Consider the following 24295-nt stretch of genomic DNA (forward strand, 5'->3'; position numbering starts at 1 on the left):
AAAAACAGAGCGACCGATTCAAGCCATGCGCCGCTTGTCTTCGACCACCACGCAGCCGCTGATACGCCAGGCGTTGCCATGCCGCTCCAGGCCGTAAATCGCCAGCCATGAGGTGCCGGCGGCGTCCAGCACCTGCACGCGTTGTATCACCTGGCCGTCCCGGCTTTCGGGCTTGAGAAAAGTCACCGAGGCCGGTCGGTACACCATGGGGTAGGCCTTGCGCACCAGGGCCAGGAAACTGGCCGCGTTGCCCATGGTTTCGCGCACATGCGGGGTGGCATAAGAAAACGCCTTGTTGGCATCGTCCGCGGCAAAGGCCGCCAGTTGCCCCTGCACCGCCTCACGCACGCCTTGTTCTTCAGCGGCCGTCAGCGGGGTGGCCTGCGCCGATGCCAGCCCAAGCAACACCCAGGCGGCCAGCACCAGCAGCCGGGTCAGGCGGGTGAACAGGGGCGGTGGGCGGCTTGTCATCAGAGGCTCCGGGGCTGACGGAATCGATAAGAACGGTACGCGCCTGGTGGGTTATCTGATGTGGTGGCTGCGGGTCAGCGCATTTTTCTACGCACGCCGCATGGGTTCGGTGTCCAGAAACACGGGCCGGGCCGGTTCGGTGTCCTGAAAATCGGGGGGCGCGACGCCGGCGGCGGTTTGTTGTTCGATATCGGCGTCACGGATGGCAAACATGCGCTGCAGGTCCTGCAAGACCTCGGCGTCGGTATCGCTGCCGGCGCTCACGGCCGCTGCGGCGACGGCTGCCACGGGCGCAACAGCGGCCACCGCGGCAGGCGCCACCACCGGGGCCGGTGCGGGCACGGGTGCGGCCACCGCAGGCGCAGCCGCCTGCTGCCACACCGACGGGGCCGGCATGTCGTGGTAAGGGGCTGGGCAGGTGCTGCCGACATCCAGCTCCCAGGAGATGCCGTGCAGCCAGTTGGCGGCATTCGGCTCGAACTGGGTGATGGCGGATTTGAGCTGCTCCTGGAAGGCGTGGGCATAAGTCAGCAGACGCTGGTCCCAGTGGCGCATGATCAGGTTCAGGTACATGCCCGGGCCGCGGCTGCGGCTGTTGACCAGCAGCATCCGGTATTCCACCCAGCCTGGCGGAATGCCGTGCTGGCGCAGGCCGTCGCGCAGCAACATCTGCACCAACTGGCGGCGCGTGCCGTTGTCGGAGTGCTCTTCAATCGTGTGCTGGCTGTCCCGGTGGCCCGCAGGCGTGCCCCGGACGGAGTGATGCGCGATGGTCGACGGCGAGTCCGCGCCACCCTTGTTTTTCAGGCCGAACAGTCGGCGGATCGCTTGTTTCATGGTCGGAGTCATCCCTTGCCTTGTGGCACACCGGCGATCAGGACGCGTCCGCCAGCATGGTTGCTGTTATGGGAAGGATGGTCGTGCAAGTGTGCGGCCAAGTCAAGCTGCAGCGGGCTTGTGCAGCTTGTCCAGGGCCTCTTGCTGCCAGTAAGCCACAGCGGCGTAATAAGCTTCCCAGACGCAGCCGTTGCAGCCCCGGCCGCAGCAAGCGGTGGGCTCGGGCGGTGGCGCACGCAGCACCACGCCCTGGGCCCCGGCGCGCGCACGCAAGGTCGCAAACATCGCCAGGGCCGCGTCGCGGGCTGAAGGAGGTGCGGGGCAGGCTGACATGAATGGGCGGAGGGCGGGGCGTCTCTAAAAACAGGGACCGGGCATGTTAGCAAACCCCGGCGCCTGAAAAAGCCGGGCCGCCGCAGGCACAATCCGGCGCTAGTTATTACTTTTTTTGCCCACACCATGTCCCTCGAAGTCATTGAAGTTGAAACCGCCGCCAACCCGACCGCCACGGTCTTGCTGATGCATGGCCTGGGCGCCGATGGCCGGGACTTTGTGCCCCTGGCCCAGGAGCTGGACCTGTCGGCCGTCGGGCCGGTGCGTTTTGTGTTTCCCAATGCGCCCGTGATTCCGGTCACCATCAACGGCGGCTACCAGATGCCCGCCTGGTACGACATCCTGGGCGCCGACCTGACGCAGCGCCAGGACGAAGCCGGCCTGCGCCAGACCCAGGCCGCCATCAACTCCCTGATCGCGCGTGAAATCACGCGTGGTATCCCCGCCAGCCGGATTGTGATTGCCGGTTTTTCGCAAGGCTGCGCCATGTCGCTGATGACCGGCCTGCGTTACCCCGAGCGCCTGGCCGGCATCATGGGCCTGTCCGGTTATTTGCCGCTGGCCGACAAGCTGGCGGCCGAACGCAGCCCGGCCAGCCAGGGCCTGCCGATTTTCCTGGCCCATGGCCGGCGTGACGGCGTGGTGCCGCTGATCGCAGCCACCGCCACCCGCGATGCCTTGAGCGCGCTGGGTTACCCGGTGGAGTGGCACGACTACCCCATGGAGCACTCCTTGTGCCAGGAAGAAGTCGCCGATATAAACGCCTGGCTGCTGCGCGTGCTGGCGTAGGGTCTTCACGCGGTTTCCAGGCCTGGAAACCGCGTTTGATCCCGATTTTTAGAGAGAAACAGGGCGCCAGCCCAGGAGCTGTGGGCGCCAGCAGCTATAAAAAACAGAGCGATTCGGCGTCGCCCAAAAAATGTGCGCAGTGCAGCCGGCAGGCACCCGGCCTGGGGCCGCTAGCGCCGCCTGCAAGCAAGACCGGCCTGTGATACCTTGCACGCCACGAAAGACAAAGAAGAGGGACAACCTACTATGAACAGCTTGCATGCGCGCCGAGACGCGCTTTTGGGTGACCGCCTCCGGGCGCTAGACCCTGCCAGGCTGAAAGGCATGCGCCGCGGCATTGAAAAAGAAAGCCTGCGCGCCCAGCCCGGCGGCGGTCTGGCCTTGACACCACACCCGGCGGCCTTGGGCTCGGCCCTGACCCACCCCAGCATCACCACCGATTTCAGCGAGTCACAGATAGAACTGGTCACAGGCGCCCACAAGGAAGTGGCCAGCACGCTGGAAGAACTCACGCAGATTCACCAGTTCACCTACCGGTCCATGCAAGAGATAGGCAACGAAATGTTGTGGGTCTCCAGCATGCCGTGTGATCTGCCGACGGATGAAACCATCCCGATCGCGCGTTTTGGTTCGTCCAATGTCGGGCGTGCCAAAAGTGTCTACCGCATGGGCCTCTCCCACCGTTATGGCCGGCGCATGCAGACGATTTCGGGCATCCACTACAACTGGTCCTTGCCCGGGGTCACGAACGAACAGTACTTTGCGCTGATCCGCAATTTCCGCCGTCAGGCGTTTTTGCTGCTGTATCTGTTTGGCGCCTCGCCAGCGGTGTGTTCGAGTTTTGTGGCCGGCCGCCAGCATGAGTTGCAGCCGCTCAACGGCAGCACCATGTACATGCCGCACGGCACTTCGCTGCGTATGGGCCGGCTCGGTTACCAGAGTGATGCCCAGGCCTCGCTGGCCGTCAGTTACAACAGTCTGGAAGGTTACGGCGCCTCGTTGCAGGACGCCTTGACCCGGCCTTACCCGGCTTACGAAGCCGTCGGCATTCGCAACCCGGGCGGTGACTACAACCAGCTTGCCACCACCTTGCTGCAGATTGAAAACGAGTTTTACGGCACCATCCGGCCCAAACGTGTGATCTTCCCGGGCGAGCGCCCCCTGCATGCCTTGCGTGAACGTGGGGTGGAATATGTCGAGGTCCGTCTGATGGACCTGGACCCGTTCGAGCCCGTGGGCATCACCGCACAAACCATGCGTTTCCTGGATGTGTTTTTGCTGCATTGCCTGCTGGCCGACAGCCCGCCCGACACGCCCGAAGAAATCGCCGAGCTCAAGTTCAACCAGCACCACACCGCCGCACGCGGCCGCGAGCCCGGCCTCACGCTCAAGCGCGGCGGCCAGGAAGTGTTGCTGACGGCTTGGGGCGCCGACGTGATCGCACAATGCCGCCCCATCGCCGATGCGCTGGACGCAGCGCAAGGCGGCAGCGATTACCGTGATGCCTTGCAAAGCGCCGCCGAGCGCCTGGCCCAGCCCGATACCACACCGTCGGCCCGTGTGCTGGCGGCCATGGCCAAGGACTTTGATAATTCCTTCATCCGTTTTGTGCGCGCCCAGGCGCTGCAGACGCAGGCGAGCTTGCTTGCCCTGCCTTTCAGTGACGAGCAGCAGGCACGTTATGTCGCCTTATCGCAAACGTCCATCGCCGAGCAGAAAAAGATAGAAGCCGGCGACACCATGCCGTTTGAAATCTACCGCGAGCAATATGTGTCGGCCGCGCGGCTGGAGCTGGCTGTCGGCGAACCAGCGCAGGTCTGAGTGGGGCCTTGCTTTTGAGGGGAAGAAGGCACCAGCATTGGCGCGCTTCATTTTCTTAAGATAAAAAGGGCTGTAGCCCTTTTTTCACCTGCGTAGTCAGCTATGAATACCGTAGCGAAAAGTCGATCTGCCGTGGTCAGCCCTTGATGTGGGCTGCACCTTGGTGGCTGGTGGCAGCCTTGGCTTGATTTTTTCGACCCGCCACGCATCAGCTTCAACGCGGCGCTGTAGGTGACTTTTGCCTCAGGCTTTGAAACCAGCCGGCACCGCGGCAAACCCCGGTGGCGACCACGCCGGACACCGCCAGCATCGCCGCCGTGTGAACACCCATGGCCGCGAGCGCCAGCAGCAGCGAGCCGGAGGTGCTGATCTCGCGCGCCGGCGTATCGCTCATACACAGCGGGATCAGCGCCGGCACCAGCATCAATCCGGCGCCGTGCGCCGTGGCCATCATGAAAGACCAGAGCGCCAGCCCGGCATGCCCAGCCGGCGCACGTGCCGCCTTGGGTGTACGGCGCCACAGGTGAAGCACCGCGACGACGACAAACAGAGCACCGGCCAGGGCTTGCAGCAGCAAGCGATCCATCGCCAGGCCGAAGATCACCGCGGCGGCCACAAGTGCGACCGATGCGGCGTGCCCGACAGCGATCGGCCCCAGGGCTCGCAACGCCAGCGACCGATCGTGCGACTGCAGCCCCCAGGCGGCGGCCAACAGCCAGCCGGTGGCAGGGTTCAGTCCGTGCAGGGCGCCGACCCCTGCGATCGCCAGCCAGGGCCAAAGGCTTTCCATGTTCGAGGGGGTTTGATGACAGCCGCGTTCACGTCGGCGGCATTTTTTCGAATTTCGGCAGCCCCGGATCGAGCTGGTCCCAGGCGTGGCCGCGCACGGTATATGTCACCAGTTGCGGCTTGTATCGGCCTGGGTCGTCCAGGCTGGCAGCATGCACGGTAAAAAGATCAGGCATGGCCGCAAACGTCAGGTAGATCGGTGACCCGCAGGTCGGGCAGAAGGCGCGAGTCTTCACGTTGCCGGTATCGCTGACGATATCCCAATGTGTTGCCTCGCCCTTGAGTTGCACGCGCTCCCTGCTAGGGAAGGTCAGGTAGGAACCGTGCCCGGTGCCACTCTTGCGCTGGCAGTCGCGGCACTGGCAGTCGCCCGAGACCATGGGTTCGCCGGAAATTTCATACCGGATTGCGCCGCAGGCGCATCCGCCGGTGTAAGGCTTGCTCATGCCTGTTCTCCCGAGCAGCAAGAACTGAGAGCGGGTACCGCATGCGCCAGCGGCGCGGGCTCGTAGCGGTCATGGTGGCGCACCCAGGCCATGCCGTAGGCCAGCTGTTCCTCGTCGCGGCCCTTGGGCGTGAGGTCTATCAAGTGGTAGGCGCCCATCATGACCTCCACCCCACGCCCGTAGGTCGAGTAGGTGTGGAAGACCTCGCCCGCATCATCCTTGTAGAACACGCTGATGCCGGGTGCTTCCTCTCCCTGGAAGGGCTGCGTTCCGAAGTTATAGACGAGCTCGCCACTGGCCTTTTCTTCTGGCGTGAAGCTGACGCGAAAGTCGTAGTTGAAGTTGTTGCCAAACGACGAAACCCATTTGAACTGCCAGCCCATGCGACTGCGAAAGCGCTCGATCTCCGCCAGCGGTGCGCGCGAAATGGCCAGCAAGGTGATGTCGCGATGGGGCAGGTGCCTATTCATGCCGTCGCTGTGGTCGGCCATGAAGGAGCAGCTCGGACAACCTTGCTCCCAGTCGGGGCCGAGCATGAAATGTTGCACCAGCAGTTGGCTGCGGCCGTCAAAAAGATCGGCGAGCGTGCGTCTGCCCTCGGGTGTATCGAAGCTGTAGTCTGTCCCGACGCGTGTCCAGGGCAGGGCGCGTCGTTCGAGTGCGATCTGGTCGCGCAATCGCGTCAGCTCTTTTTCGCGCGCCAGCAGCGCCTTGCGCTCGGCCATCCATCGCTCCTTTGACACGACGGGATGGTTTTTTGTGCTTGTTTCAACAATGCCTGTGTTCATGATGTGCTCCTTGTGTGCCTTCAAATTCCGGCGTTTTTTTTCGGACGGCGTATGGCGCGGACTTTCCCGCTTTCTCCGCCACCGGCATAAAAAGGTCGGCCCCGTCGGACTCCAGCCCGCTGACACCAATGCCGCGCGGCATCTCCAGCCGCTCCAGCACCGCGCCGCTTTGGGGGTCAATGTGACGAATGTCGCTCTCGTCCCCTTCCCAGGTGCCGTGCCACAACTCGCCGTCGACCCAGGTCACACCGGTGACGAAACGGTTGGACTCGATGCTGCGAATGACGGCGCCGGTGGCTGGATTGATCTGGTGGATTTTGCGATCGCGGTACTGGCCCACCCACAGGCTGCCCTCGGCCCAGGTCAGGCCCGAGTCGCTCCCATGGCCGGGCGCCGGGATAGACGCCAGCACCTGGCCGGTGACGGGATCGATCTTGTCGATGCGCTGTTCGGCGATCTGATACAGGTGCGTGCCGTCGAAGGCGGTGCCGGCATCGGCAGCACGGTCCAGCGTACGCGTGGTCTCGCCGCTCCCGGGGTCGAAGGCGATCAGATGGGCGCCGGTGGCGGCCCAGACGCGCTGGCCGTCGTGGGTCACCCCGCCCACGCTGTTGGCGCCGGCGAAGGGGCCGTATTCACGCACGATCTCGGCCGCACGCACGGTGGCCTGAAGTTGGTCTTTGCTGTTTGTCTTGCTGTTCATGGTTGGCTCCTGGTGACGCACCGCGGATCGGCGCCTGGAGACAACTCTACTCAATCGGCAGCGCAGCGGGGAGTAACAAAATCGTCGTGAATCCGCTCAGTGGCGGCGCCAGCCAGCGACGCGCCCGGGCCTGACCGATGGCGCGCACCCGCCCCTCGGCTTCCAGTTCGGCGAGCGCGCGCTGCACGGTGCGCTGACTGGCGCCCAGCGCCAGCGCCAGGGCCGAGGTCGACCAGGCCGCGCCATCCGAGAGCAGCGCCAGCAGCGAGGCCTGATCGCCGTCTATGGGCGGCACCAGCACGGTGACGTCGCGCTCGCCGAGTGGTTTGAGAACAAAGCCCCGTTCAGTGGCTTCGATGGTCGCGAGGGGTCTGACCAGCGCACGCAGTCGGCCGATTTCTACCCTCAGGCGTGCCCTGTGCGTTTCGTCAGGGCGCCTGGTGCGAAAGGCCGATTCAATCAAGGTTTCGCGGCTCACATCGCCCGGCCATCCTTCAGCCAGCAAACGCGCCAGCGAGAACAACATGGGCCGGCGCGCCAGCGTCCGCCACGCGCCACCGGCACTTAAGCCCCGGCGGCAGGCGTCGACCACCAGTGCATCCGAGGCCAGGAGGGTGGCGACCTCATCCAGGCGCAGCATTTGCTCACCACCGGCGACCAGGCGCCGGGCGGCGGGGCGATCCAGCGCGGCCCGCGCCTCCGCCACCTCGGCCAGCAACGCCGGCACCTGCGCGCGCTCCGCCGCCGCGTGTGCATGGGCGAGTGCCGCCCGCGCCGGGGTGATGCGCAGTGAACGCAGCGCCAGTTCCGCCGCGCTCAGTTCGGCCACCGCCGCCAGCGAAGGTGGCAGGCCACGTGCATCGATTTGTGCCAGTGCTGCCTCGGCGTCGTCCAGGCGGCCCAGCAGCAAAAACCTGCGCGCTGCGATGAGCCGTGCCTGCAACACGTTGGCGTGATCGGCATGCGCTTCGAGCGTGGCCAGGGCCGCCGCCAGCACGCGCGGCGAGCTACCGAGATCACGCACGGCCAACGCCACCTCGGCCTCGGCAACGACACAGCGTGCGCGTGCCACTTCCTCATGGGCACCGAAACCACGGGCCGCACGCCGCAGCAGTTCGCGCGCGCGCGGGTGTTCGCCAAGTTGGGCCATGGCGATGCCGCGCAAGGCCAGTGCCGGCGGGTCGTCACGCAAGGCGACCCGCTTGAGGGCGCCCAGCGCATCGCCGGCGGCAAGCGCACGTGCAGAGGCGGCGATCAGGGAGTCCATGCCCCTGAGGCTACACCACCCCGCTGAGGTGGCCCCATGGGGGCTCCGGCAGAATGGGGTCAGGACCGAACATTCGAGGATGGTTATGGCAAAACGCGAAACAAGCCAGGGCGAATCGCCTTCTCTGCTGATCGACGCGAGGATCCAGGCCCTGGACGACTGGCGGGGCAAGACGCTGGCCCATGTCCGCGTGCTGATCAAGCAGGCTGTCCCCGAAGTGGTCGAGGAGTGGAAGTGGCGTGTTCCGGTCTGGTCGCACAACGGCATCCTCTGCACCGGCGAGGCCTACAAAAATGCGGTGAAGCTGACTTTCCCCAAGGGCGCTGCGCTCAAGGACCCTGCAGGCCTGTTCAACGCCAGCCTGGAAGGCAAGGTCAGACGCGCGATTGATCTGCATGAAGGTGATGACATTGATGAGGCGGCCTTCAAGACACTGATACGCGCCGCTGCAGCGCTGAACAACGTATAGGTCCTAACATGCCTCTGACATTTCCCGGTTTTATGGAGACGGACCGTCTGCGGCTACGCCCGCCCGAGGCCGCTGACGCCGAGTGCCTGTTCGCTGCGTACACGAAGGATGCGGATGTGGCCCGCTACATGGTCTGGCGGCCACATACGTCTTTGGAGGAAACGCGCGATTTTGTCAGTCGCTGCATCGCGCAATGGAAGGCTGGTTCGGCCTTCTCCTACATCCTCAGCATGAAGGAAGACGGACAGTTCATCGGCATGCTCGAGGCATGTCCCCGCGGGCACATCGTGAACATCGGTTACTTGCTCGCGCGCAACCACTGGGGCCAGGGGCTGATGGTCGAGGCGATACAGGCCTTGACTACCTACGCGCTGGGTCAAGCAGGGATTTTTCGCGTTGAAGCGACCTGTAATGTTGACAATCGCTCCTCCGCCCGGGTGCTGGAGAAAAGTGGTTTCCTGCTGGAAGGCCGGCTTGCCCGCCACACGGTTCTTCCGAACATCTCCGACCAGCCGCGTGACTGCTTTATCTACGCGGCGTGCCGGCCGTAGTGGCAGGCGCAGAGGCACCTCGCGGTGCCTCCAGAAAAAATTGGCTCCTAGCTCAGATCACCCCGGGGTCGCGAGTTTCAGGCCAATCACGCCAGCGACGATCAGTACCAAGCTGACGATGCGCCCGGTGTTGGCCGCGTCGCCCAGCAGCACGATGCCGAGTATGGCCGTGCCCACTGCGCCTATGCCCACCCACACCGCATAGGCGGTGCCGACGGGTAGTGTCTTCATGGCGAGGCCGAGAAGCACCACGCTGACCACCATGGACGCGGCGGTGCCGACGGACGGCCAGAAGCGGGTAAAGCCTTCTGTGTATTTCAAACCAATCGCCCAGCCGATTTCAAACAGGCCAGCGACAAAAAGAATGAACCAGTTCATGGAGTTTCCTCAAACGATCTCAAGGTCGTCCTTGAGCGGAGTGGGATACGCAGGGTCGTCCCGTGCGTCGACGCGGAGCGAACGTCCACGTGCGAAGGAGAAGACCGATTCTATCGGCGATGGCCGGTTTTACGGCGGCGCACATGTCCGCGCAGGTCTGTAGCGGCTGGGATGGGCGCCAGTCACCTGACCCCCAGCGCTTGGCCGGCATGCAAGCTGCGCACCATGGGCGCCGGAACAGCTGGCTGTGCCGGCAAGCCGCCCAAATGGCCTGGAGGCCAGGTTTATAGGAAAAATCGGCCTCTAGCCCATATCACGTGATCGCAAGCAGCTATTGATTTTGTAGCGAATCAATCAGCCCCGGTCTGCCCGGGGCAACTGACCCAGCGGCCTCAAGCCCCGTCGCCCGGTACCGGCTGGGATGGGCGCCTGTCACCTTGCGGCCCAAGCCTGGGGCCATGCCGGTTTGGGCTTAGCCGATAAAGGACATGACGGAAAACGCAACGCCGTTCATTTCAAAGCCTGCCACCTCGCGCATACCCATGCGCAGGTGGGCACGGATGGACGCTTCGTTGTCGCGGCGGATAAACAGAATGCCTTCGCGGCCGGGTTGCAGGCGGCGCAGTTCCTGAAACAAGGCCTGCGCCAGGCCTTTGCCGCGTTCCGAGGCGGCGACACAAATCGGGCCGTAGACATAGGCGTCGGCCGAGCCGGGGTAGGCGGCGAACATGGCGCGGATGATGGGGAAGTCGGCATTCATGGCCCGCGTGGTGCTCATGAGAAAACCCAGCACGCCTTGTTCCCCGCGCGCCACCACCAGCGGCATGTCACCCATCATGGCTTCGATGCGGGCGCGCGGCAGTTCCGCCGACAGCGTGCCGCCGCGTGCTACCTGGTTCGCGGCCTGCGGTGCCAGGATGCCGTCCAGGTCGGTTTCGGTGGCTTCGCCAATGGCGGGCTGTGGGTTTGTCATGTCTTTCTTCCTGGTGTGTGCATGCTTGTGTCGCAATTCTCTTGCAGCCAGCGCGGGAGATGACATCTGACCGCTGCCAATAGCCAAACCTGATCGCGCCACGCCAGCCTGTATGTCAGCTTCAGCCCGGATTTTCCGGGTTTTCGGCAGGGCGTCGATAATCGGGGGGTCAACTTGCAGGCGCGTACATCCACCGCCCGTTGGCCTGCCCGCTTTTCCGCCGCCATCCAGGCGCCCAACCAAGAAAGAACACCCCGATGGCCATCCAATGGTTTCCCGGTCACATGCACCTGACCAAAAAAGCCATCAGCGAGCGCATCAAGGAAATTGATGTGGTGATCGAGCTGCTCGACGCACGTCTGCCCGGCTCCAGCGCCAACCCCATGCTGGCCGAACTCACCAGCGGCAAACCCGCGCTCAAGGTGCTGAACAAGCAGGATCTGGCCGACCCGACACGCACGCCGCTCTGGCTGGACCACTACAACAGCCTGCCCGCCACGCGCGCGATTGCGCTGGACGCGAGTGAAACCACGCCCGCGCGGCGCCTGATCGAGGCCTGCCACACCCTGGCGCCCACACGCGGCAGCATGGTCAAACCCATGCGGGTGTTGATCTGCGGCATTCCCAACGTCGGCAAATCGACCCTCATCAACACCCTGACCGGCAAACGTGCGACCAAGACCGGCGATGAAGCCGGCATCACCAAGATCGAGCAGCGGATTGTGCTGGCCGACGGCTTTTATTTGTGGGACACGCCGGGCATGTTGTGGCCGCGCATCATCGTCGCCAAAAGCGGTTACAACTTGGCCGCCAGCGGCGCGATTGGCCGCAATGCCTTCAACGAAGAAGAAGTCGCGCTGGAGCTGTTGGACTACCTGATCAAAGATTACCCGGCCCTGCTGGAGGCGCGTTACAAGGTGACGGTCACGCCCGGTATCACCGACGAACAACTGCTGGAAGAAATCGGCCGCAAACGCGGTGCCGTGCTGGGCAAGGGCCGTATCAACTTGCAAAAGGCCGCTGAAATTGTGATTTATGAGTTTCGCGGCTCGACCTTGGGTCGTATTACGCTGGAAACCCCGGACGAGTTTGCCGGCTGGCTGGCGGCCGGGAAAAAGCTGGACGCCGAGCGGCAGATCAAAAAAGACAAGATCGAGACCAACCGCCTGATCAAGTTCAAGAAAATCCCCCGGCCCCCCGCCGAGTAAGCGTTTGTCCTGGATGCGCCCGGGCCGTTGCCCTCAATGCACCTGGGCGCAATAGTCCAGAAAAATGTCCAGCTCCGTGGACTTGTCGAAAACAGCATCGGCACCCAATGCCAGGCAGCGCGTGCGGATGTCGGCGGTGGCGTAGTTGGACAAGACAATCACCCGTTGCCGGCCGGCGTGGCGGCCGCAATTTTTCAGCACACCCAGCCCGCTGCCCTGCAGCAAAAACAGGTCCACGATCAACAACTGCCAGTCCTGCGGGTGTTCTGCCAGCCAGACGCAGGCATCCGCTTCGGTGGCTGCATAACCGATGGTCTGGATGCCGGCGAGTTCCGTCAAAGTCTCGACCAGGTTGTCCCGGATCAAAGCGTTGTCTTCGACGATGTAGGCCTTTGACGGCATCAGGTACCCAGCTTTCAGAGAAGGGGCAGGTTCTTGCCAGGGACTGCCGACGGTAGTTAGTGGGTTCACGCCACCAGTGTCCCGCTGCCGCAAAGGCGTTGCCGCAGGGGATTGCTGTACACCTGTGTAGGACGGCGCCTTCTGGGCGTTCCCGTGCCGGTGGTTTCAATCAAATAGCCCCTCGGCCCTTGCAGGACGGACGCCAGCAGCTATTAAAAGCAGAGCGACCGGTGCTGGCCCGTCTGGCTCAAACAAGCCGGCTTGAAAAAGCCGGAACGGCGGCGTATGTTGCGCCATCTAATGGACAGAACACCATGAAAAACCTCAACCCCCTCCCATCCCGCGCGCTGGACGGCCACACGGACACCGAGCTGGTGGCCCTGGCCGCGGCGGGCAACGAGCTGGCGTTTGCCCAAATCATGCGGCGCCACAACCGCCTGCTGTTTCGCACCGCCCGCAGCATCCTTAAAAACGACGATGAAACCCAGGACGTGTTGCAGGAAGCCTATCTACACGCCTGGCGTGCCCTGGCCGGTTTTCGGGCCGACGCCCGGCTGTCGACCTGGCTGGTGCGGATTGTGGTGAACGAGGCGCTGGGGCGGCTGCGGCGCGGCGGTGCGCTGGTGATGCCGCTACACGCGGCTATGGATGCAGAGGGAGAAACCGCGGAGATGACCATGCCAGCCAACCCCGACGAACAGCCGGAACGCGCGGCTATGCGGGCGCAGGTGCGCCAGCAGATCGAAGCCCGTATCGACACCTTGCCCGATGCTTTTCGCACGGTTTTCATGTTGCGCGGTGTCGAAGAACTCAGCGTGGAAGAAGTCGCGCTGGTGCTGAACATCCCCGAAGCGACGGTGCGCAGCCGCTTTTTTCGTGCCCGCGGCCTGTTGCGCGAAGGTTTGTCACGCGACATCGACCTGGGGCTCGGTGATGCGTTTTCATTTGCCGGCGCGCGCTGCGACGCCATCGTCGAAGGTGTGCTGGCAAACATCGCTCGGGAGCGCGGCCCAGACCGCTCCTGACACTTTCGTCCCACGTGTTTGTTTAACCGGAGATTGCCATGTCCTTCTTGTTGATGCCCACCCCTGTCGCCGCAAGGCGCGTGTTTCTTGGCCGCACGGGCGGTCTGGTGTTGTCGGGGGCGGCGGTTGCGCTGCTGGCCGGCCAGGAGGTGCTGGCCGCCAAGGCCGGCGGCTCCAAAGCCGGTGACATCCAGATTCTCAACACCGCGATCGCGGCCGAACTGGAAGCCATTGCCGCCTACCAGCTGGGCGCTGAAAGCAAACTGCTCAGCAAACCGGTGCTGGACCTGGCCCTGACCTTCCAGGGCCACCACAAACAACACGTGACGCTGCTGTCAAGCACGGTGGAAAAGCTGGGCGGCAAGGCCGTCATCGCCAAAAGCAAATACGACTTTCCGGTGGACCAACTGAAGGCGGAGCTGGACGTGCTCAAGTTCGCCGCCAAGCTGGAGCAGGGCGCGGTCAGCGCCTACCTGGGCGCCGTGCCCCTGTTTGACAACCGCGACCTGTCCAAGGCCGCCGCCAGCATCCTGGGCGACGAAGCCATGCACTGGGCCGTTTTGCGCCAGGCCATCGGCGAGGTGCCGGTGCCCTCGGCCTTCATGGCGTGATGCCGCGCCGTTCTGGCGGGCTGGCGGCTTGGCTGGCGCTGTGTGCCGCCGCCGCAGTCGCTCCGGCGCTGGCCGCCGCGCCCGAGGTGGTACGCGGCGAGCAGCTGTATGCACGCTGCGCCGCCTGCCATGCGCTGGCCAGCGACCGGGTTGGCCCCCGGCATTGCGGCCTGCTGGGCCGGCGTGCCGGCAGTGTGCCGGGGTTTGCCTACTCCGCGGCGATGAAAAAGTCGGACCTGGTATGGGACGAAAAAACGCTGAGCCGGTTTCTGGCCAAACCCATGGCGGTGGTGCCAGGCACCAGCATGACTTACGACGGTGTGCCCGATGCCAAGGAGCGGGGCGACCTGATCGCCTACCTGAAGGCGGCCAACGGCGACGCACCCTGCAAGTAGCCAAAAGTGCCGCGCCTCGTGCCGCGGCGCTTTTTAAGCATGAAATTGGCCTCTAGCCCAGGTGGGACGGGCGCAGGCAGCTATTAAATTGGTAGTCTTACAGCGGACCCGAAGGGCCACTTTTTCCGGCGAGCCGGCGCCGCAGGTAGACGCCGATAAACGCGGCGCCCAGCACCAGCGCAAACCAGCCGACCAGCGAGGCGCTGGCCACAATGCCCTGCATGCCCGGGGAGCTGATGAAATAAGGGCCGATCAACACGGCCAGCCCGATCAGGGCGCACAGGACACCTTTGAACAAAAGTTCGTTGTTGGCCTTGTTGCTGTGCCGGCGGGTAGGGGGAGAAGGTAGGGGCATGGCCTGATTGTCTGCCAAATGCGCCGCCCTGCAGCGATTCAGGCTTGCCCGTATAGTGGTTTCTTGTCCTTGCCCGGCCCGCGCCTCCCGGCGGGCTGCCGGCGAGGTCGCCACCAAGGGGTATTTCTTGACCACTTCCAGCCCAGATTCCCAGACCCCCGCCGCCCGTTTCGGCAGCGGACAAGCGGTGCGCCGCCTCGAAGACGATGCCTTGCTGGCCGGCGCCGGCCGTTTCACCGACGATGTGAGCCTGCCGGGCCAGACCCATCTGTTTTTTCTGCGTTCGCCTTATCCGCATGCACGTATCGTGGCGCTGGACAGCGCGGCGGCGCGGACCATGCCGGGTGTGTTGCAGGTGGTTACCGGCGCCGAGCTGGTGGCCGCCGGCGTGTTGCCGATTGCCGGCTCCATCGGTTTCAAACGCGCCGACGGTTCGCCCAGTGCGTCACCGCCGCGGCACGCGCTGGCCCATGAACGTGTGCGTTTTGTCGGCGAGCCGGTTGCCGCCGTGGTGGCTGAAACAATGCAACAAGCCCGCGATGCGGCGGAAGCCATCAGCGTCGACTATGAGGAGTTGCCCATGGTGGTGGATGTCAATGACGCGCTGGCGGCCGGGGCCCCGGTCTTGTGCCCCGAAGCGCCGGACAACATCGCCGCGGAAACGCGTTATGGCGATGCGGCCGCTACAGCCGCCGCCTTTGCCGGTGCGCGCCACATCGTCAAGCTGGACATCGTCAACCAGCGGCTGGCGGCACTGAGTCTGGAGCCGCGTTCGGTGCTGGCCACGTTTGACAGCGCATCGCAGCGCCTGACCATCCGCATGAGCACGCAAATGCCCTCGGGCGTACGCAACTCGGTGTGCGACGCCCTGGGCCTGGCCAAAGAAGCGGTGCGTGTGGTGGTCGGTGACGTGGGCGGCGGTTTTGGCATGAAAACCGGCGTCTACCCGGAAGACGTGGTTGTGGCTTTTTGCGCCCGCGCCTTGCAACGCCCGGTGAAATGGGTGGCCGAGCGCAGCGAAGAATTTGTCTCCAGCACCCATGGCCGCGACTTGCAAAGCCAGGCCGAACTGGCGCTGGACGAACACGGCAAAATCCTGGCGCTGCGCCTGGCCTCGCTGGCCAATGTGGGCGCGTATGCCACCGGCGCGGGCGTGGCGATCCAGCTGCTGATCGGCCCCTGGGTGCAGACCAGCGTGTACGACATCCAGACCGTTGATTTTCATTTCCGGACCGTGCTGACCAACACCGCGCCCACCAGCGCCTACCGCGGCGCGGGCCGGCCCGAAGCCATCTTCACCATGGAGCGGCTGATGGACGAAGCCGCGCGCCAGACCGGCATCGATCGCCTTGAACTGCGCCGCCGCAACTTTATCCAGCCTGCGCAAATGCCTTACACCAACCCGATGGGCCAGGTCTATGACAGCGGGCGTTTCGAAGCAGTGATGGACCAGGCGCTGGTGCTGGCCGACTGGCCGGGGTTTGAAGCGCGTGCGGCGGCATCCAAACAACGCGGCCTGCTGCGCGGCCTGGGCATTGCCACTTTTCTGGAGTGGACAGGCGGCAATGCGTTGGAGGAACGGGTGACGGTGGATGTGCTGGCCAACGGCGTGATCGAAGTTTTTTCGGCCGTCAACGCCATGGGGCAGGGTATTGCAACCTCGCTGGCGCAACTGGTGGTGGATACGTTTGGTGTGCCCATGAACCAGGTGCGTATCGTGTTGGGCGACACCGACCGTGGTGATGGTTTTGGCAGCGCCGGTTCACGCTCCTTGTTCACGGGCGGCTCGGCCGTGCGTATAGGTGCCGAACGCACCATCGACAAGGCCAGGCATTTGGCCGCGAAGGAATTCGAAGCCGCCGAACAAGACATCAGCTATAGCGATGGCCGCTTCCAGGTGGCGGGCACCGACCTGTCCATCGATCTGTTTGCGCTGGCGGCACGCCAGCCGGAACAACATATTTTCATGGACTCGACTACCGCTGTCGCCGGGCCGTCCTGGCCCAATGGCTGCCACATCAGCGAGGTGGAAGTTGACCCGCAGACCGGCCATGTGGCAGTGGTGGCGTATGCCTCCGTCAACGACGTGGGGCGCGTCGTGAACCCGATGATTGTGCGTGGCCAGCTCGATGGCGGCGCCGTGCAGGGTATAGGCCAAGCGCTGTGTGAACACCTGGTCTACGACCGCGACACCGGCCAGCCCGTGACCGGTAGCCTGATGGACTACGCCGCGCCACGTGCTGACGACGCGCCACCGTTCAGGACCGAAATGGATCCCTCCACGCCTTGCCTGAACAACCCGCTGGGTGTCAAAGGGGTGGGCGAACTCGGCACCATAGGCGCCGGGCCCACGGTGGTGAATGCCGTGGCCGACGCGCTGGCGCGCAACGGCCTGGCAGTACAGGCCAGCCAGTTGCAGATGCCGCTGTCGCCGTCACGGCTTTGGCACTTGCTGCAGGCTTGAGGCCGACGCCATCATTCGCGCTACTTCGGCTGATGCACAGGGCTGCGGGATGACGGTTTCCGGGGTGTTTTAAGTCGCAGGGTTGTTCCCCGAATCATGCGCTGGGCCAGACCTGTGACTGGGCGGCCGCGTATGCCGCCATCCTCACGGCACCGATGTCCGGGTAGCAGGCGCCCAGCCCGCTCAAACTGATGCGTGAAGCTGCGTGTTCGTGGTTTGCACGGCCATGTCCAGGCCTTGGGCCGTGCGCGCCAGGCCGCCTTCTTTGGCGAAAACCCAAAATCAGCCAAGAGTCCGGGTGCTGAAGTGCGGGCTAATAAACATGTTTTTCAGAACTGTTTTTCCTTAATAAGCTGCTTTTTTTAAACCTGTTGTCTCGCTATCGTTGAGGCTTGTTCCGCGACCTGGACGTCGTACGCCAACATTTGTCTAGTGCTGCTCTTCTGCGATCCCGACACGGCCAGCGCCATCTCTGCGGCCTGGCGTGAGCGCCAGGGCGACAAGCACGCCATGGTGATGCATGTTGGCGATGTTGACGTTCTGCGTCCCGGGGCTCCTCCATCTGAAATCAACCGCTGAAAGTACGCCATGCAAATCGCTACCAAAGGCCGCGTGGCCGTCATCGCCATGCTGGAACTGGCTCTCCGCATCGACCACAAGCCGGTGGCACTGGTCAACATCAGTGCACGACAAAAAATCTCACTCTCCTATCTCGAGTTGCTGTTCGGGCGGCTGCGTCGCCAGGGTCTGGTGCGCAGTGCACGCGGGCCGGGCGGCGGCTACAGCCTGGCACGCGACGCGGTTGACATCAACATGGCCGACATTGTGCTGGCGGTTGACGAGCCGGGTCGACATGACCCCCGTGCTGTGATCTCATCGGTGGGCGCTGGCCATCCTCGGGGTCAGCGCATCGCGAGCGACTGGCACGCAGACCTTGAACGCACCATGGTTGAATTTCTGGCGTCGGTGTCGCTCCAGGATTTGGCCGAATCGCAGGGCCGGCTTGGCCCGGGGGCGGCAAGCTGTTTGAAGAGCGCTTGACCGTCCTGACCAACGCAGGACTGGGGAAAAGGTCCGCTCAGAGGTCCAGCACCAGCAGGGCACTTTTGGAGCGCGAACAGCAGGGCAGAAACTGGTCGTTGGCCTCTTGCTCCTCGACGCTGAGGTAGAGATCCCAGTGCTCCGGCTCACCGACCAGCACGCGGGTCAGGCAGGTGCCGCAGACGCCTTGTTCGCATGAGGTGGCGATGGCCACGCCGGCCTCGCGCAGCGCATCCAGCACCGACTGCTCCTTGGCCACCGTGATGACCCGGCCCGAGCGGGCCAGTCGGACCTCGAAATCGGGCGTCATCACGCTTCCAGAAAGTTGCCGGCGGAGAAAAACACAGGCGGCGCCTCGGGATCGAAGTTCACGCCGGCCGGGTCCTGGCCATTCTTGACGGCGTCCAGCTGTTTCTGCAGCAGGCGGCGCAGCATCACAATGCCACGGTCGCTGGTGGCGAGGTGTTCCTCCGAATGTCGGGCGATGAGGCCCTGGCTGGTCATGGCTTCGTAGTCGCCGGGGAAGCGCTGGTGTTCTTCTTCGGTCAGCTCTTCCCACAACTTGCCGCCCAGGCGCGAGCGCATCTTGGCCAGCTCGCCTGCCTCGCGGACACGCCCGACCACATAGATGCGGAAGCTGTGGTCATCGATAGGCAAAATCCAGCCCAGGGACTCGACCCGGCCGTAACGGCCAATGCGCGGGCTGGGGATCACCCGCAGCGTCGGCAGGCCGGCTTCGCTGATGCGGCGCAAGGTCTTGCCATCCGGCAACTTGCGCAGAGAGACGGTGCGCACGCTTTGTTCGGCCAGGTCCCAGCTCACCTCGGGCATCAAGGCCATCTGTTCGACGAACTGTGTGCCACTGAAGGAGGAATGCAGGATAACGACGTGGAAGGGGTCGACTAGGTTTTCGTAATGTTGCAGCCAGTTGCAGGGAATGATCTGCGGGCCGCCGCCACCTATGCTGTTGTCATTGCTTTCGAGAAACTCGCCTTCGTCCAGGGTCTCCAGGCAGTCGTAACGCGGCAGCACCGGTTTTTTCTCCGGCGGACCCATGTAGGTCCAGACCAGGCCATACAGCTCCTGCACCGGGTACCAGGGCTGGCGCACCTTGCCCTTGGCGCGGCCGCCGTCCGGCTCGCAAGGTTGCTCCACACAATGGCCTTCGACGTCGAACAACCAGCCGTGGTAACAGCAGCGTATGCCGCCTTCTTCCACCTTGCCGTAATACAGCGAGGCGCCGCGATGCGCGCAGTTTGGATGCACCAGGCCAGGCCGGCCGGTCTTGTCGCGAAACAGGATCAGGTCTTCACCGAGTACGCGCACCTGGCGCGGTGTGTCGCTGGCATCGGCCGTGAGGCCCACCGGGTGCCAGTAGCGACGCAGCAGCTCGCCCATGGGGGTGCCGGGGCCGACTTCGGTCAGCTCCTTTTTGGAAGTCGGTGGCGGACGGCCGTAAGCCGTGCCTGTGTCGAGGGCGATGGGGATCACACGTGCTGGTGTTGGGGAGGCGATGTCGGTCATGCTGGCGGGTGCCTTTTTGTTCATTGCAAGGTGACGCCGGCCGACTTGATCAGCTCGCTCACGCGTGGAAAGTCGGCCTTGAACACTTCCATGAACTGCGCCGGCGTGTTGCCCAGGGGCTCGAAGCCGTAACCGGTCAGGCGCGCCTGCACATCGGGCATGGCGGTGATCTCGCGCAGTGCCGTGACCCAGGCGTCCTGGATCGCGGCCGGCAATTTCGCGGGGGCATACACACCTATCCAGCTGTCGACGTCGAAACCCTGGAAGCCCTGCTCGGCGAAAGTGGGCACATTCGGCAGGGTGGACACGCGGCGCGTACCGGCAATGCCCAGCACCTTCATCTTGCCGCCTTGCACCTGGGCGCGTGCGGTGGACGGGTTGGACCAGGCAAAGTCCAGGGCCTCGCCAAACAAGTCGTTGTGCGCGGCGGCTTCGGACTTGTAGGCGACATGGGTCAGGTTGGCGCCGCTCTGGCGTTTGAGCAGTTCGCCGAACAGGTGGGCGGCGGAACCGTTGCCCCAGGTGCCGTAATTCATGACTTTCTGCTTTCTAGCAAATTCGACAAACTCCTTGAGGTTGTTGTAAGGCGCATTGCTGCGCGCCACCAGCATGGGGCCGCCGGTGGCCAGCATGGACAACGGGGTGAAATCCTTCACCGGGTCGTAAGGCAGCTTGGGCATCAGGATGGCGCTGTTCACATGCGACAGCGGCAGGGTGAACATCACCGTGTGGCCGTCGGGCGGTGCCTTGGCCACAAAGTCGGCCGCGATGATGCCGCTGGCACCGGGCTTGGCGTCGATGATGACCGCCTGGCCCCAGCGCTGTTGCAGCTTGTCGGCATAGACCCGCGCCAGCGTGTCGATGGGGCCGCCCGCCGTGCCAAAAGGCACAATGCGTATGACCCGGCTGGGGAAGGTCGGCGTTTGTGCCAGCAACGGCGCGCCGGCCAGGGCCGCCAGGCCGGCGACGAAAGTTCTTCGGTTCTGCCCCATGAGCTTGTCTCCTGTTTTTGTTTTAACGCAAACGATGATGCAATACCTGCGGTGTTCAAGGCAATTCGAATGTTTGGATATGAGATATGAACCCGCGTGATATCCGCGGCCTGGAGCTGGGCATGTTGCGCACCTTTGACGCGCTGATGCGCGAGCGCAGTGTCTCGCGCGCCGCGGCCCGCCTGTTTTTGAGTCAGCCCGCCGTGAGCGCCTCATTGAACCGCTTGCGCGAAACCTTTGCCGACCCGCTGTTTACCCGTACCGCGCATGGCGTGGTGCCCACCGGGCGGGCGTTGGCCCTGGCGGCGCCGATTGAAAAAGTGCTGGCCGATGTGGCGGCGCTGCTGGAGGCCGACCTGCTTTTTGATCCCGCCACCTCATCCAGAATCTTCCGCATCACCGGTTCAGACCATGCCAGCCAACTGATCCTGCTGGCGCTGAGCCAGCGGCTGGCCGCATGCAACTCGGCCATCCGCCTGGTCTGGGAGCCGCCCGGCACCTGGCCGCTGGCCGACCGTTTGCGCAAGGGCGAACTGGACCTGGCCGTGGTGGCGCGTATCCACACACCGCGCGATATCGAACATGTGGCGCTGTACGAAGACCACTATGTCTACGTCACACGCCACGATCATCCACACAGTGGCCAGCCGCTCACACTCGACAGTTTTTGCGCGACGCCGCAGGTTTTTCTGGGCTACGGTACCTCGACGCTGGAAGACGTGATCGACGAGACCCTGGCCAAAAGCGGCCGCCAGCGCCTGCCCCAGATCGCCGTGAGCAGCATAGGCCAGATCGTGAACCTGCTGGAGCACAGCACCCACGGTGCGGTGATAGGTGCACGTGTGGCGCAGGCCCATGCCGGCAAGTTGCAGGCGCAGCCGCTGCCCTTTGTGCTGCCGGGCTACAAGTTGCTGGTGTGTTGGGATGCCAGAGCCAACACCGACGCCGGCATTGACTGGCTCAAACGCCAGATTCTGGAAATCGTGGGCCAGGGCTAGCGGCCAGACATGCCGCCGCGCTCAGGCGGGGTCGCTGGCTTCTTTGGCGCGCAACTTGGCGGCGATATATTCGCCATGTGTCAGGTGCAGCAGCCCGGCGATCTTGCTGATCAGGTGGTTTTCATGCGCATCCAGGTGGGCGTCGGCGTAGGCCACCTGCCACATGTTTTCAACCACCTGGATCTTCTGTGCGTGCGTGAAGTGTTCGTTCAGGCTGGTGGTGAAGCGGTGGTAGTCGTAGGCCGTTTGAGCCGTCTGCTGCGCCAGTTCCACCAGCCGGGCCAGCTCGTGTCGTCGGCGAGCGCGAATCGTGTGCGCAGCGTGGCAAGTACGGCCTTTTTTTCGGCCGGGCGAATATCCGGGTCGGCGCGCACGACTTCGACCAGCAACACGGCCGTGGCCAGTTGCAGCGTGTGTTCACGTTCGCGCGACGAGGGGTTGCCGACAGACGCCGTGAAGGTGTCAAACAGGTCTTTGAGGGTTGGCAGCATGGGTGTTGTCCTGTGAGATGTGGGCGCTTGGTGATGGAGCTGGCGCTCGGGTGATTGGTTCCGGGCTCGCTCGCCAATTGTGAATGAAATATGCCTATGTCCCTTACCCCATAAGCGCCAGTAGCTATCGAAAACGTAGCGACTGGAGGCGGCGTAGGGCCTGGGGGTTTCGGCCGGTTTGACTTGTATCAACACGCCCGTGTGCTGGGACTTTTACAGTCGCGGTTTTGGTTTCACTTTTTTTCCAGATTGCCCATGCCTGTTGAACTTTACCGAGATACCGACCATGCCTGCTTGATGTTCACCGACCTGATTGAAGAAGACGGGCAGGCCGTGCAGGCCAATCAGTTTTTGGTCATCGACAACGGCACCGGCGCCATCATCGATCCCGGTGGCAACCTGGCTTTCAACGAATTGTTTCTCGGCATGTCGCGGCATTTCAGTCCGCAGAAACTGTCTTACATCATTGCCTCCCATGCCGACCCCGACATCATCGCCTCGCTGGACCGCTGGTTGACCTCCACCTCGGCCAGCCTGGTGATCTCGCGCGTGTGGGAGCGCTTTGTGCCGCACTTCACCAAGGTGGGGAAAACCGACCAGCGCCTGATTCCTGTGGCCGACGGCGGCGGACGCTTGCCGCTGGGCAAAAGCGAGTTGTGGGTGTTGCCTGCGCACTTTCTGCATTCGGAAGGCAACTTCCATTTTTACGACCCGGTGAGCCGCATCCTGTTCACGGGCGACCTCGGCGTGTCGATGACCTCGGGCCAACAGGCCCAGCTGCCGGTGACAGACCTGACACACCACATCGCGCGCATGGAAGGTTTTCACAAGCGCTACATGGTGGCCAACAAGATCCTGCGCCTGTGGGCCAACATGGCGCGCCAACTCGACATCGCGATGCTGGTGCCGCAACACGGCGCGCCGATGACTGGTGCGGCGATAGGGCAATTTTTTGACTGGGTTGAAGCACTGGCGTGTGGGGTCGATCTCTTCGATGCGCACAACTACCAGTTGCCCCTGAACAAAATCAATCCCTTGCCCGCTGGAGAAAACTGTCAGGTGCTCGGCGCGCTTGCCTGAGGCCGCGTATCCCGGGCTTCCGCCTGCGTCTGATTATTGCGGCTTGATGTTGGCGGCCTTGATCGTTGCAGCCCATTGCTTGCGGTCGTTCTCCAAATAGGTGGAGAACTGCGCGGGCTTCATGCCAACGATGGGTTGCGATCCGAGGCGGGCCATTTTTTCACGCACCGAGGCTTGCTGGACAATCTCCTGCAAGGCGTCGTAGTAGGTCGACAGAACCTGCGGCGGCAGGCCCGCCGGCGCGAACAAGCCTTGCCACGTGGGCATGTCGAAACCGGTCAGGCCCTGCTCCTGCAAGGTGGGCACATCCGGCAGTTGCGGTGCGCGCTTGGCCGTGGTGACACCCACGGTCTTGGCCTTGCCCTCCTTGACCAATTGAGCGGCGGTGGTGATGTTGTCCACCGTCATTGCGATATGCCCGCCCAGGAGGTCCGTGATGACCGGCGCAGCGCCCTTGTAGGGTGCGGCTTCCATCTTCACGCCCAGGCGATGCAGCATCGCCTCGGCGATCAGATGGTTAGAAATGCCAACGCCGGCGATGCCGTAGCTGGCTGACGGCGTTTTGGCAATGTAGGCCTTGAGCTCTGCCAGCGTGTTGGCGGGCACGGCATTGTTGATCAGCACGACGTTGGGCTGGGTGGCCAGCAGCGTGACGGGTGTGAAGCTTTCCGGCTTGTAGCTGGTGCCTTTCGGATTCAACTCGAACGTGATCGCCATGGCGCCTGCGGCACCGATGCCGATGGTGTAGCCGTCGGCTGGCGCGTTGGCCAGGCGAGCGGCCATGATGTTGCCCCCGGCGCCGGCCACGTTTTCCACAATGATGGGCTGGCCCAGTTTCTGGCTCAGAGGTTCGGCCACCAGGCGTGCCAGCGTGTCTGCTGAGCCACCCGGTGCGAAGCCGACCAGCATCTTGATGGGTTTGTCAGGCTTCCAGGCCGGCTGGGCGTGAACGATCGGCAGGGTCAGGGCGGTGGCGACGACGAGCGTGCTGGCGCTGCATAGGATTAGGCGACGAACTGACATGGGGATGGTTCCTTCACTAGATGGGAAATGATGGGAGAGTCTCCTCGACTCCACGTGGAAATGAATCGGTT

At 63.7% G+C, this 24295-nt stretch carries 28 protein-coding genes and 2 pseudogenes; 12 read left to right on the forward strand and 18 right to left on the reverse strand.

Annotated features, from left to right (window positions below):
- Positions 1–18: 18 nt before the first annotated feature.
- From ACHMXK_RS06800 to ACHMXK_RS06810, 3 genes are all read right to left on the reverse strand, one after another.
- Positions 19–471, reverse strand: a complete 453-nt coding sequence (locus ACHMXK_RS06800) for a DUF4864 domain-containing protein (RefSeq protein ID WP_397438819.1) — start codon at positions 469–471, stop codon at positions 19–21.
- An 87-nt stretch (positions 472–558) separates the two neighbouring features.
- On the reverse strand, positions 559–1308 hold the full coding sequence (locus ACHMXK_RS06805) for a hypothetical protein (protein ID WP_397438821.1): 750 nt from the start codon (positions 1306–1308) through the stop codon (positions 559–561).
- Positions 1309–1410: 102 nt separating this feature from the next.
- Positions 1411–1641 (reverse strand): oxidoreductase-like domain-containing protein, encoded by a 231-nt coding sequence (locus ACHMXK_RS06810; protein ID WP_397438823.1) that lies wholly within the window; start codon positions 1639–1641, stop codon positions 1411–1413.
- Positions 1642–1767: 126 nt separating this feature from the next.
- On the opposite strand from ACHMXK_RS06810, the gene ACHMXK_RS06815 reads away from it, so the two are divergent.
- Together ACHMXK_RS06815 and gshA are read left to right on the forward strand one after the other, a co-directional pair.
- On the forward strand, positions 1768–2430 hold the full coding sequence (locus ACHMXK_RS06815) for an alpha/beta hydrolase (protein WP_397438825.1): 663 nt from the start codon (positions 1768–1770) through the stop codon (positions 2428–2430).
- A 246-nt stretch (positions 2431–2676) separates the two neighbouring features.
- A complete protein-coding gene (gshA, locus tag ACHMXK_RS06820; protein ID WP_397438827.1) occupies positions 2677–4251 on the forward strand; it encodes a glutamate--cysteine ligase in 1575 nt (524 codons plus the stop codon).
- A gap of 214 nt (positions 4252–4465) precedes the next feature.
- On the opposite strand, the gene ACHMXK_RS06825 is transcribed toward gshA, so the two are convergent.
- The 5 genes and pseudogenes from ACHMXK_RS06825 to ACHMXK_RS06845 all read right to left on the reverse strand — a co-directional run bounded on the left by ACHMXK_RS06825 (position 4466) and on the right by ACHMXK_RS06845 (position 8244).
- Positions 4466–5041 carry a hypothetical protein gene (locus ACHMXK_RS06825; protein WP_397438829.1) on the reverse strand — a complete coding sequence of 192 codons (576 nt, stop codon included), beginning with the start codon at positions 5039–5041 and terminating at the stop codon, positions 4466–4468.
- A 28-nt stretch (positions 5042–5069) separates the two neighbouring features.
- Entirely contained in the window at positions 5070–5486 is a 417-nt protein-coding gene (locus ACHMXK_RS06830; RefSeq protein ID WP_397438831.1) for a GFA family protein, read from the reverse strand.
- A complete protein-coding gene (locus ACHMXK_RS06835; RefSeq protein ID WP_397438833.1) occupies positions 5483–6274 on the reverse strand; it encodes a DUF899 domain-containing protein in 792 nt (263 codons plus the stop codon). Before ACHMXK_RS06835 ends, ACHMXK_RS06830 begins: the two co-directional genes overlap by 4 nt.
- A 20-nt stretch (positions 6275–6294) precedes the next feature.
- Positions 6295–6977: pseudogene (locus ACHMXK_RS06840) on the reverse strand (hypothetical protein).
- A gap of 46 nt (positions 6978–7023) precedes the next feature.
- Entirely contained in the window at positions 7024–8244 is a 1221-nt protein-coding gene (locus ACHMXK_RS06845) for a helix-turn-helix domain-containing protein (RefSeq protein WP_397438835.1), read from the reverse strand.
- 85 nt (positions 8245–8329) lie between these two features.
- Between ACHMXK_RS06845 and ACHMXK_RS06850 the strand changes: the two genes are divergently transcribed.
- Complete coding sequence (locus ACHMXK_RS06850) at positions 8330–8713, forward strand: DUF1801 domain-containing protein (RefSeq protein ID WP_397438837.1); 384 nt, start codon at positions 8330–8332, stop codon at positions 8711–8713.
- A gap of 8 nt (positions 8714–8721) precedes the next feature.
- Entirely contained in the window at positions 8722–9264 is a 543-nt protein-coding gene (locus tag ACHMXK_RS06855; RefSeq protein WP_397438839.1) for a GNAT family N-acetyltransferase, read from the forward strand.
- Between the two features lie 57 nt (positions 9265–9321).
- On the opposite strand, the gene sugE is transcribed toward ACHMXK_RS06855, so the two are convergent.
- Together sugE and ACHMXK_RS06865 are read right to left on the reverse strand one after the other, a co-directional pair.
- Complete coding sequence (gene sugE / locus ACHMXK_RS06860) at positions 9322–9642, reverse strand: quaternary ammonium compound efflux SMR transporter SugE (protein ID WP_397438841.1); 321 nt, start codon at positions 9640–9642, stop codon at positions 9322–9324.
- Positions 9643–10114: 472 nt separating this feature from the next.
- A complete protein-coding gene (locus ACHMXK_RS06865) occupies positions 10115–10615 on the reverse strand; it encodes a GNAT family N-acetyltransferase (protein WP_397438843.1) in 501 nt (166 codons plus the stop codon).
- A 257-nt stretch (positions 10616–10872) separates the two neighbouring features.
- Between ACHMXK_RS06865 and ylqF the strand changes: the two genes are divergently transcribed.
- Positions 10873–11823, forward strand: a complete 951-nt coding sequence (gene ylqF, locus ACHMXK_RS06870; protein ID WP_397438845.1) for a ribosome biogenesis GTPase YlqF — start codon at positions 10873–10875, stop codon at positions 11821–11823.
- Between the two features lie 33 nt (positions 11824–11856).
- On the opposite strand, the gene ACHMXK_RS06875 is transcribed toward ylqF, so the two are convergent.
- Positions 11857–12225, reverse strand: coding sequence for a response regulator (locus ACHMXK_RS06875; RefSeq protein WP_397438847.1), 369 nt, complete (start codon positions 12223–12225; stop codon positions 11857–11859).
- A gap of 314 nt (positions 12226–12539) precedes the next feature.
- On the opposite strand from ACHMXK_RS06875, the gene ACHMXK_RS06880 reads away from it, so the two are divergent.
- From ACHMXK_RS06880 to ACHMXK_RS06890, 3 genes are read left to right on the forward strand one after another with little or no spacing between them, the layout of a single operon-like run.
- A complete protein-coding gene (locus ACHMXK_RS06880) occupies positions 12540–13250 on the forward strand; it encodes an RNA polymerase sigma factor (RefSeq protein ID WP_397438849.1) in 711 nt (236 codons plus the stop codon).
- Between the two features lie 38 nt (positions 13251–13288).
- Positions 13289–13861 (forward strand): ferritin-like domain-containing protein, encoded by a 573-nt coding sequence (locus ACHMXK_RS06885; RefSeq protein WP_397438851.1) that lies wholly within the window; start codon positions 13289–13291, stop codon positions 13859–13861.
- A complete protein-coding gene (locus ACHMXK_RS06890) occupies positions 13861–14256 on the forward strand; it encodes a c-type cytochrome (protein ID WP_397438853.1) in 396 nt (131 codons plus the stop codon). The genes ACHMXK_RS06885 and ACHMXK_RS06890 overlap by 1 nt, the downstream gene beginning before the upstream one ends.
- 97 nt (positions 14257–14353) lie before the next feature.
- On the opposite strand, the gene ACHMXK_RS06895 is transcribed toward ACHMXK_RS06890, so the two are convergent.
- On the reverse strand, positions 14354–14611 hold the full coding sequence (locus ACHMXK_RS06895; protein WP_397438854.1) for a hypothetical protein: 258 nt from the start codon (positions 14609–14611) through the stop codon (positions 14354–14356).
- Between the two features lie 127 nt (positions 14612–14738).
- Here ACHMXK_RS06895 and ACHMXK_RS06900 point away from each other — a divergent pair, with 127 nt between their 5' ends.
- Both ACHMXK_RS06900 and ACHMXK_RS06905 read left to right on the forward strand, forming a co-directional pair.
- A complete protein-coding gene (locus ACHMXK_RS06900; protein ID WP_397438856.1) occupies positions 14739–17075 on the forward strand; it encodes a xanthine dehydrogenase family protein molybdopterin-binding subunit in 2337 nt (778 codons plus the stop codon).
- Between the two features lie 588 nt (positions 17076–17663).
- Complete coding sequence (locus ACHMXK_RS06905; protein WP_397438858.1) at positions 17664–18116, forward strand: Rrf2 family transcriptional regulator; 453 nt, start codon at positions 17664–17666, stop codon at positions 18114–18116.
- A 37-nt stretch (positions 18117–18153) separates the two neighbouring features.
- Here the strand turns inward: ACHMXK_RS06905 and ACHMXK_RS06910 are convergent.
- The 3 genes and pseudogenes from ACHMXK_RS06910 to ACHMXK_RS06920 form a co-directional block, all read right to left on the reverse strand.
- Positions 18154–18414: pseudogene (locus tag ACHMXK_RS06910) on the reverse strand (2Fe-2S iron-sulfur cluster-binding protein); the annotation flags it as partial.
- An 11-nt stretch (positions 18415–18425) separates the two neighbouring features.
- Positions 18426–19664, reverse strand: a complete 1239-nt coding sequence (locus ACHMXK_RS06915; protein WP_397438860.1) for a Rieske 2Fe-2S domain-containing protein — start codon at positions 19662–19664, stop codon at positions 18426–18428.
- Positions 19661–20632: a Bug family tripartite tricarboxylate transporter substrate binding protein gene (locus ACHMXK_RS06920; RefSeq protein ID WP_397438862.1), complete on the reverse strand. Its 972-nt coding sequence runs from the start codon at positions 20630–20632 to the stop codon at positions 19661–19663. The genes ACHMXK_RS06915 and ACHMXK_RS06920 overlap by 4 nt, the downstream gene beginning before the upstream one ends.
- A gap of 86 nt (positions 20633–20718) precedes the next feature.
- Here ACHMXK_RS06920 and ACHMXK_RS06925 point away from each other — a divergent pair, with 86 nt between their 5' ends.
- Positions 20719–21630: a LysR family transcriptional regulator gene (locus tag ACHMXK_RS06925; RefSeq protein WP_397438864.1), complete on the forward strand. Its 912-nt coding sequence runs from the start codon at positions 20719–20721 to the stop codon at positions 21628–21630.
- 21 nt (positions 21631–21651) lie between these two features.
- On the opposite strand, the gene ACHMXK_RS06930 is transcribed toward ACHMXK_RS06925, so the two are convergent.
- Both ACHMXK_RS06930 and ACHMXK_RS06935 read right to left on the reverse strand, forming a co-directional pair.
- On the reverse strand, positions 21652–21903 hold the full coding sequence (locus ACHMXK_RS06930) for a TerB family tellurite resistance protein (protein ID WP_397438866.1): 252 nt from the start codon (positions 21901–21903) through the stop codon (positions 21652–21654).
- Positions 21840–22121, reverse strand: coding sequence for a TerB family tellurite resistance protein (locus ACHMXK_RS06935; protein ID WP_397438868.1), 282 nt, complete (start codon positions 22119–22121; stop codon positions 21840–21842). The genes ACHMXK_RS06930 and ACHMXK_RS06935 overlap by 64 nt, the downstream gene beginning before the upstream one ends.
- Positions 22122–22376: 255 nt before the next feature.
- Here ACHMXK_RS06935 and ACHMXK_RS06940 point away from each other — a divergent pair, with 255 nt between their 5' ends.
- Positions 22377–23201 (forward strand): MBL fold metallo-hydrolase, encoded by an 825-nt coding sequence (locus ACHMXK_RS06940; RefSeq protein WP_397438870.1) that lies wholly within the window; start codon positions 22377–22379, stop codon positions 23199–23201.
- 33 nt (positions 23202–23234) lie between these two features.
- Here ACHMXK_RS06940 and ACHMXK_RS06945 read toward each other — a convergent pair whose 3' ends face one another.
- Entirely contained in the window at positions 23235–24224 is a 990-nt protein-coding gene (locus ACHMXK_RS06945; RefSeq protein WP_397438872.1) for a Bug family tripartite tricarboxylate transporter substrate binding protein, read from the reverse strand.
- Between the last annotated feature and the right edge of the window lie 71 nt (positions 24225–24295).

This window comes from Polaromonas sp. UC242_47 (assembly GCF_044452385.1).
Taxonomy (GTDB): Bacteria; Pseudomonadota; Gammaproteobacteria; order Burkholderiales; family Burkholderiaceae_C; genus Polaromonas.

What these genes read in the sequence shown, in the direction of transcription:
- ACHMXK_RS06875 (WP_397438847.1), bottom strand. Translation starts at nt 12,225, where the DNA reads ATGCCGTCAAAGGCCTACATCGTCGAAGACAACGCTTTGATCCGGGAC.
- ACHMXK_RS06850 (WP_397438837.1), top strand. Translation starts at nt 8,330, where the DNA reads ATGGCAAAACGCGAAACAAGCCAGGGCGAATCGCCTTCTCTGCTGATC.
- ACHMXK_RS06915 (WP_397438860.1), bottom strand. Translation starts at nt 19,664, where the DNA reads ATGAACAAAAAGGCACCCGCCAGCATGACCGACATCGCCTCCCCAACA.
- ACHMXK_RS06890 (WP_397438853.1), top strand. Translation starts at nt 13,861, where the DNA reads ATGCCGCGCCGTTCTGGCGGGCTGGCGGCTTGGCTGGCGCTGTGTGCC.
- ACHMXK_RS06885 (WP_397438851.1), top strand. Translation starts at nt 13,289, where the DNA reads ATGTCCTTCTTGTTGATGCCCACCCCTGTCGCCGCAAGGCGCGTGTTT.
- ylqF (WP_397438845.1), top strand. Translation starts at nt 10,873, where the DNA reads ATGGCCATCCAATGGTTTCCCGGTCACATGCACCTGACCAAAAAAGCC.
- ACHMXK_RS06865 (WP_397438843.1), bottom strand. Translation starts at nt 10,615, where the DNA reads ATGACAAACCCACAGCCCGCCATTGGCGAAGCCACCGAAACCGACCTG.
- ACHMXK_RS06925 (WP_397438864.1), top strand. Translation starts at nt 20,719, where the DNA reads ATGAACCCGCGTGATATCCGCGGCCTGGAGCTGGGCATGTTGCGCACC.
- ACHMXK_RS06845 (WP_397438835.1), bottom strand. Translation starts at nt 8,244, where the DNA reads ATGGACTCCCTGATCGCCGCCTCTGCACGTGCGCTTGCCGCCGGCGAT.
- ACHMXK_RS06830 (WP_397438831.1), bottom strand. Translation starts at nt 5,486, where the DNA reads ATGAGCAAGCCTTACACCGGCGGATGCGCCTGCGGCGCAATCCGGTAT.
- ACHMXK_RS06905 (WP_397438858.1), top strand. Translation starts at nt 17,664, where the DNA reads ATGCAAATCGCTACCAAAGGCCGCGTGGCCGTCATCGCCATGCTGGAA.
- gshA (WP_397438827.1), top strand. Translation starts at nt 2,677, where the DNA reads ATGAACAGCTTGCATGCGCGCCGAGACGCGCTTTTGGGTGACCGCCTC.
- sugE (WP_397438841.1), bottom strand. Translation starts at nt 9,642, where the DNA reads ATGAACTGGTTCATTCTTTTTGTCGCTGGCCTGTTTGAAATCGGCTGG.
- ACHMXK_RS06920 (WP_397438862.1), bottom strand. Translation starts at nt 20,632, where the DNA reads ATGGGGCAGAACCGAAGAACTTTCGTCGCCGGCCTGGCGGCCCTGGCC.
- ACHMXK_RS06945 (WP_397438872.1), bottom strand. Translation starts at nt 24,224, where the DNA reads ATGTCAGTTCGTCGCCTAATCCTATGCAGCGCCAGCACGCTCGTCGTC.
- ACHMXK_RS06855 (WP_397438839.1), top strand. Translation starts at nt 8,722, where the DNA reads ATGCCTCTGACATTTCCCGGTTTTATGGAGACGGACCGTCTGCGGCTA.
- ACHMXK_RS06800 (WP_397438819.1), bottom strand. Translation starts at nt 471, where the DNA reads ATGACAAGCCGCCCACCGCCCCTGTTCACCCGCCTGACCCGGCTGCTG.
- ACHMXK_RS06880 (WP_397438849.1), top strand. Translation starts at nt 12,540, where the DNA reads ATGAAAAACCTCAACCCCCTCCCATCCCGCGCGCTGGACGGCCACACG.
- ACHMXK_RS06825 (WP_397438829.1), bottom strand. Translation starts at nt 5,041, where the DNA reads ATGGAAAGCCTTTGGCCCTGGCTGGCGATCGCAGGGGTCGGCGCCCTG.
- ACHMXK_RS06940 (WP_397438870.1), top strand. Translation starts at nt 22,377, where the DNA reads ATGCCTGTTGAACTTTACCGAGATACCGACCATGCCTGCTTGATGTTC.
- ACHMXK_RS06835 (WP_397438833.1), bottom strand. Translation starts at nt 6,274, where the DNA reads ATGAACACAGGCATTGTTGAAACAAGCACAAAAAACCATCCCGTCGTG.
- ACHMXK_RS06805 (WP_397438821.1), bottom strand. Translation starts at nt 1,308, where the DNA reads ATGAAACAAGCGATCCGCCGACTGTTCGGCCTGAAAAACAAGGGTGGC.
- ACHMXK_RS06810 (WP_397438823.1), bottom strand. Translation starts at nt 1,641, where the DNA reads ATGTCAGCCTGCCCCGCACCTCCTTCAGCCCGCGACGCGGCCCTGGCG.
- ACHMXK_RS06935 (WP_397438868.1), bottom strand. Translation starts at nt 22,121, where the DNA reads ATGCTGCCAACCCTCAAAGACCTGTTTGACACCTTCACGGCGTCTGTC.
- ACHMXK_RS06815 (WP_397438825.1), top strand. Translation starts at nt 1,768, where the DNA reads ATGTCCCTCGAAGTCATTGAAGTTGAAACCGCCGCCAACCCGACCGCC.
- ACHMXK_RS06895 (WP_397438854.1), bottom strand. Translation starts at nt 14,611, where the DNA reads ATGCCCCTACCTTCTCCCCCTACCCGCCGGCACAGCAACAAGGCCAAC.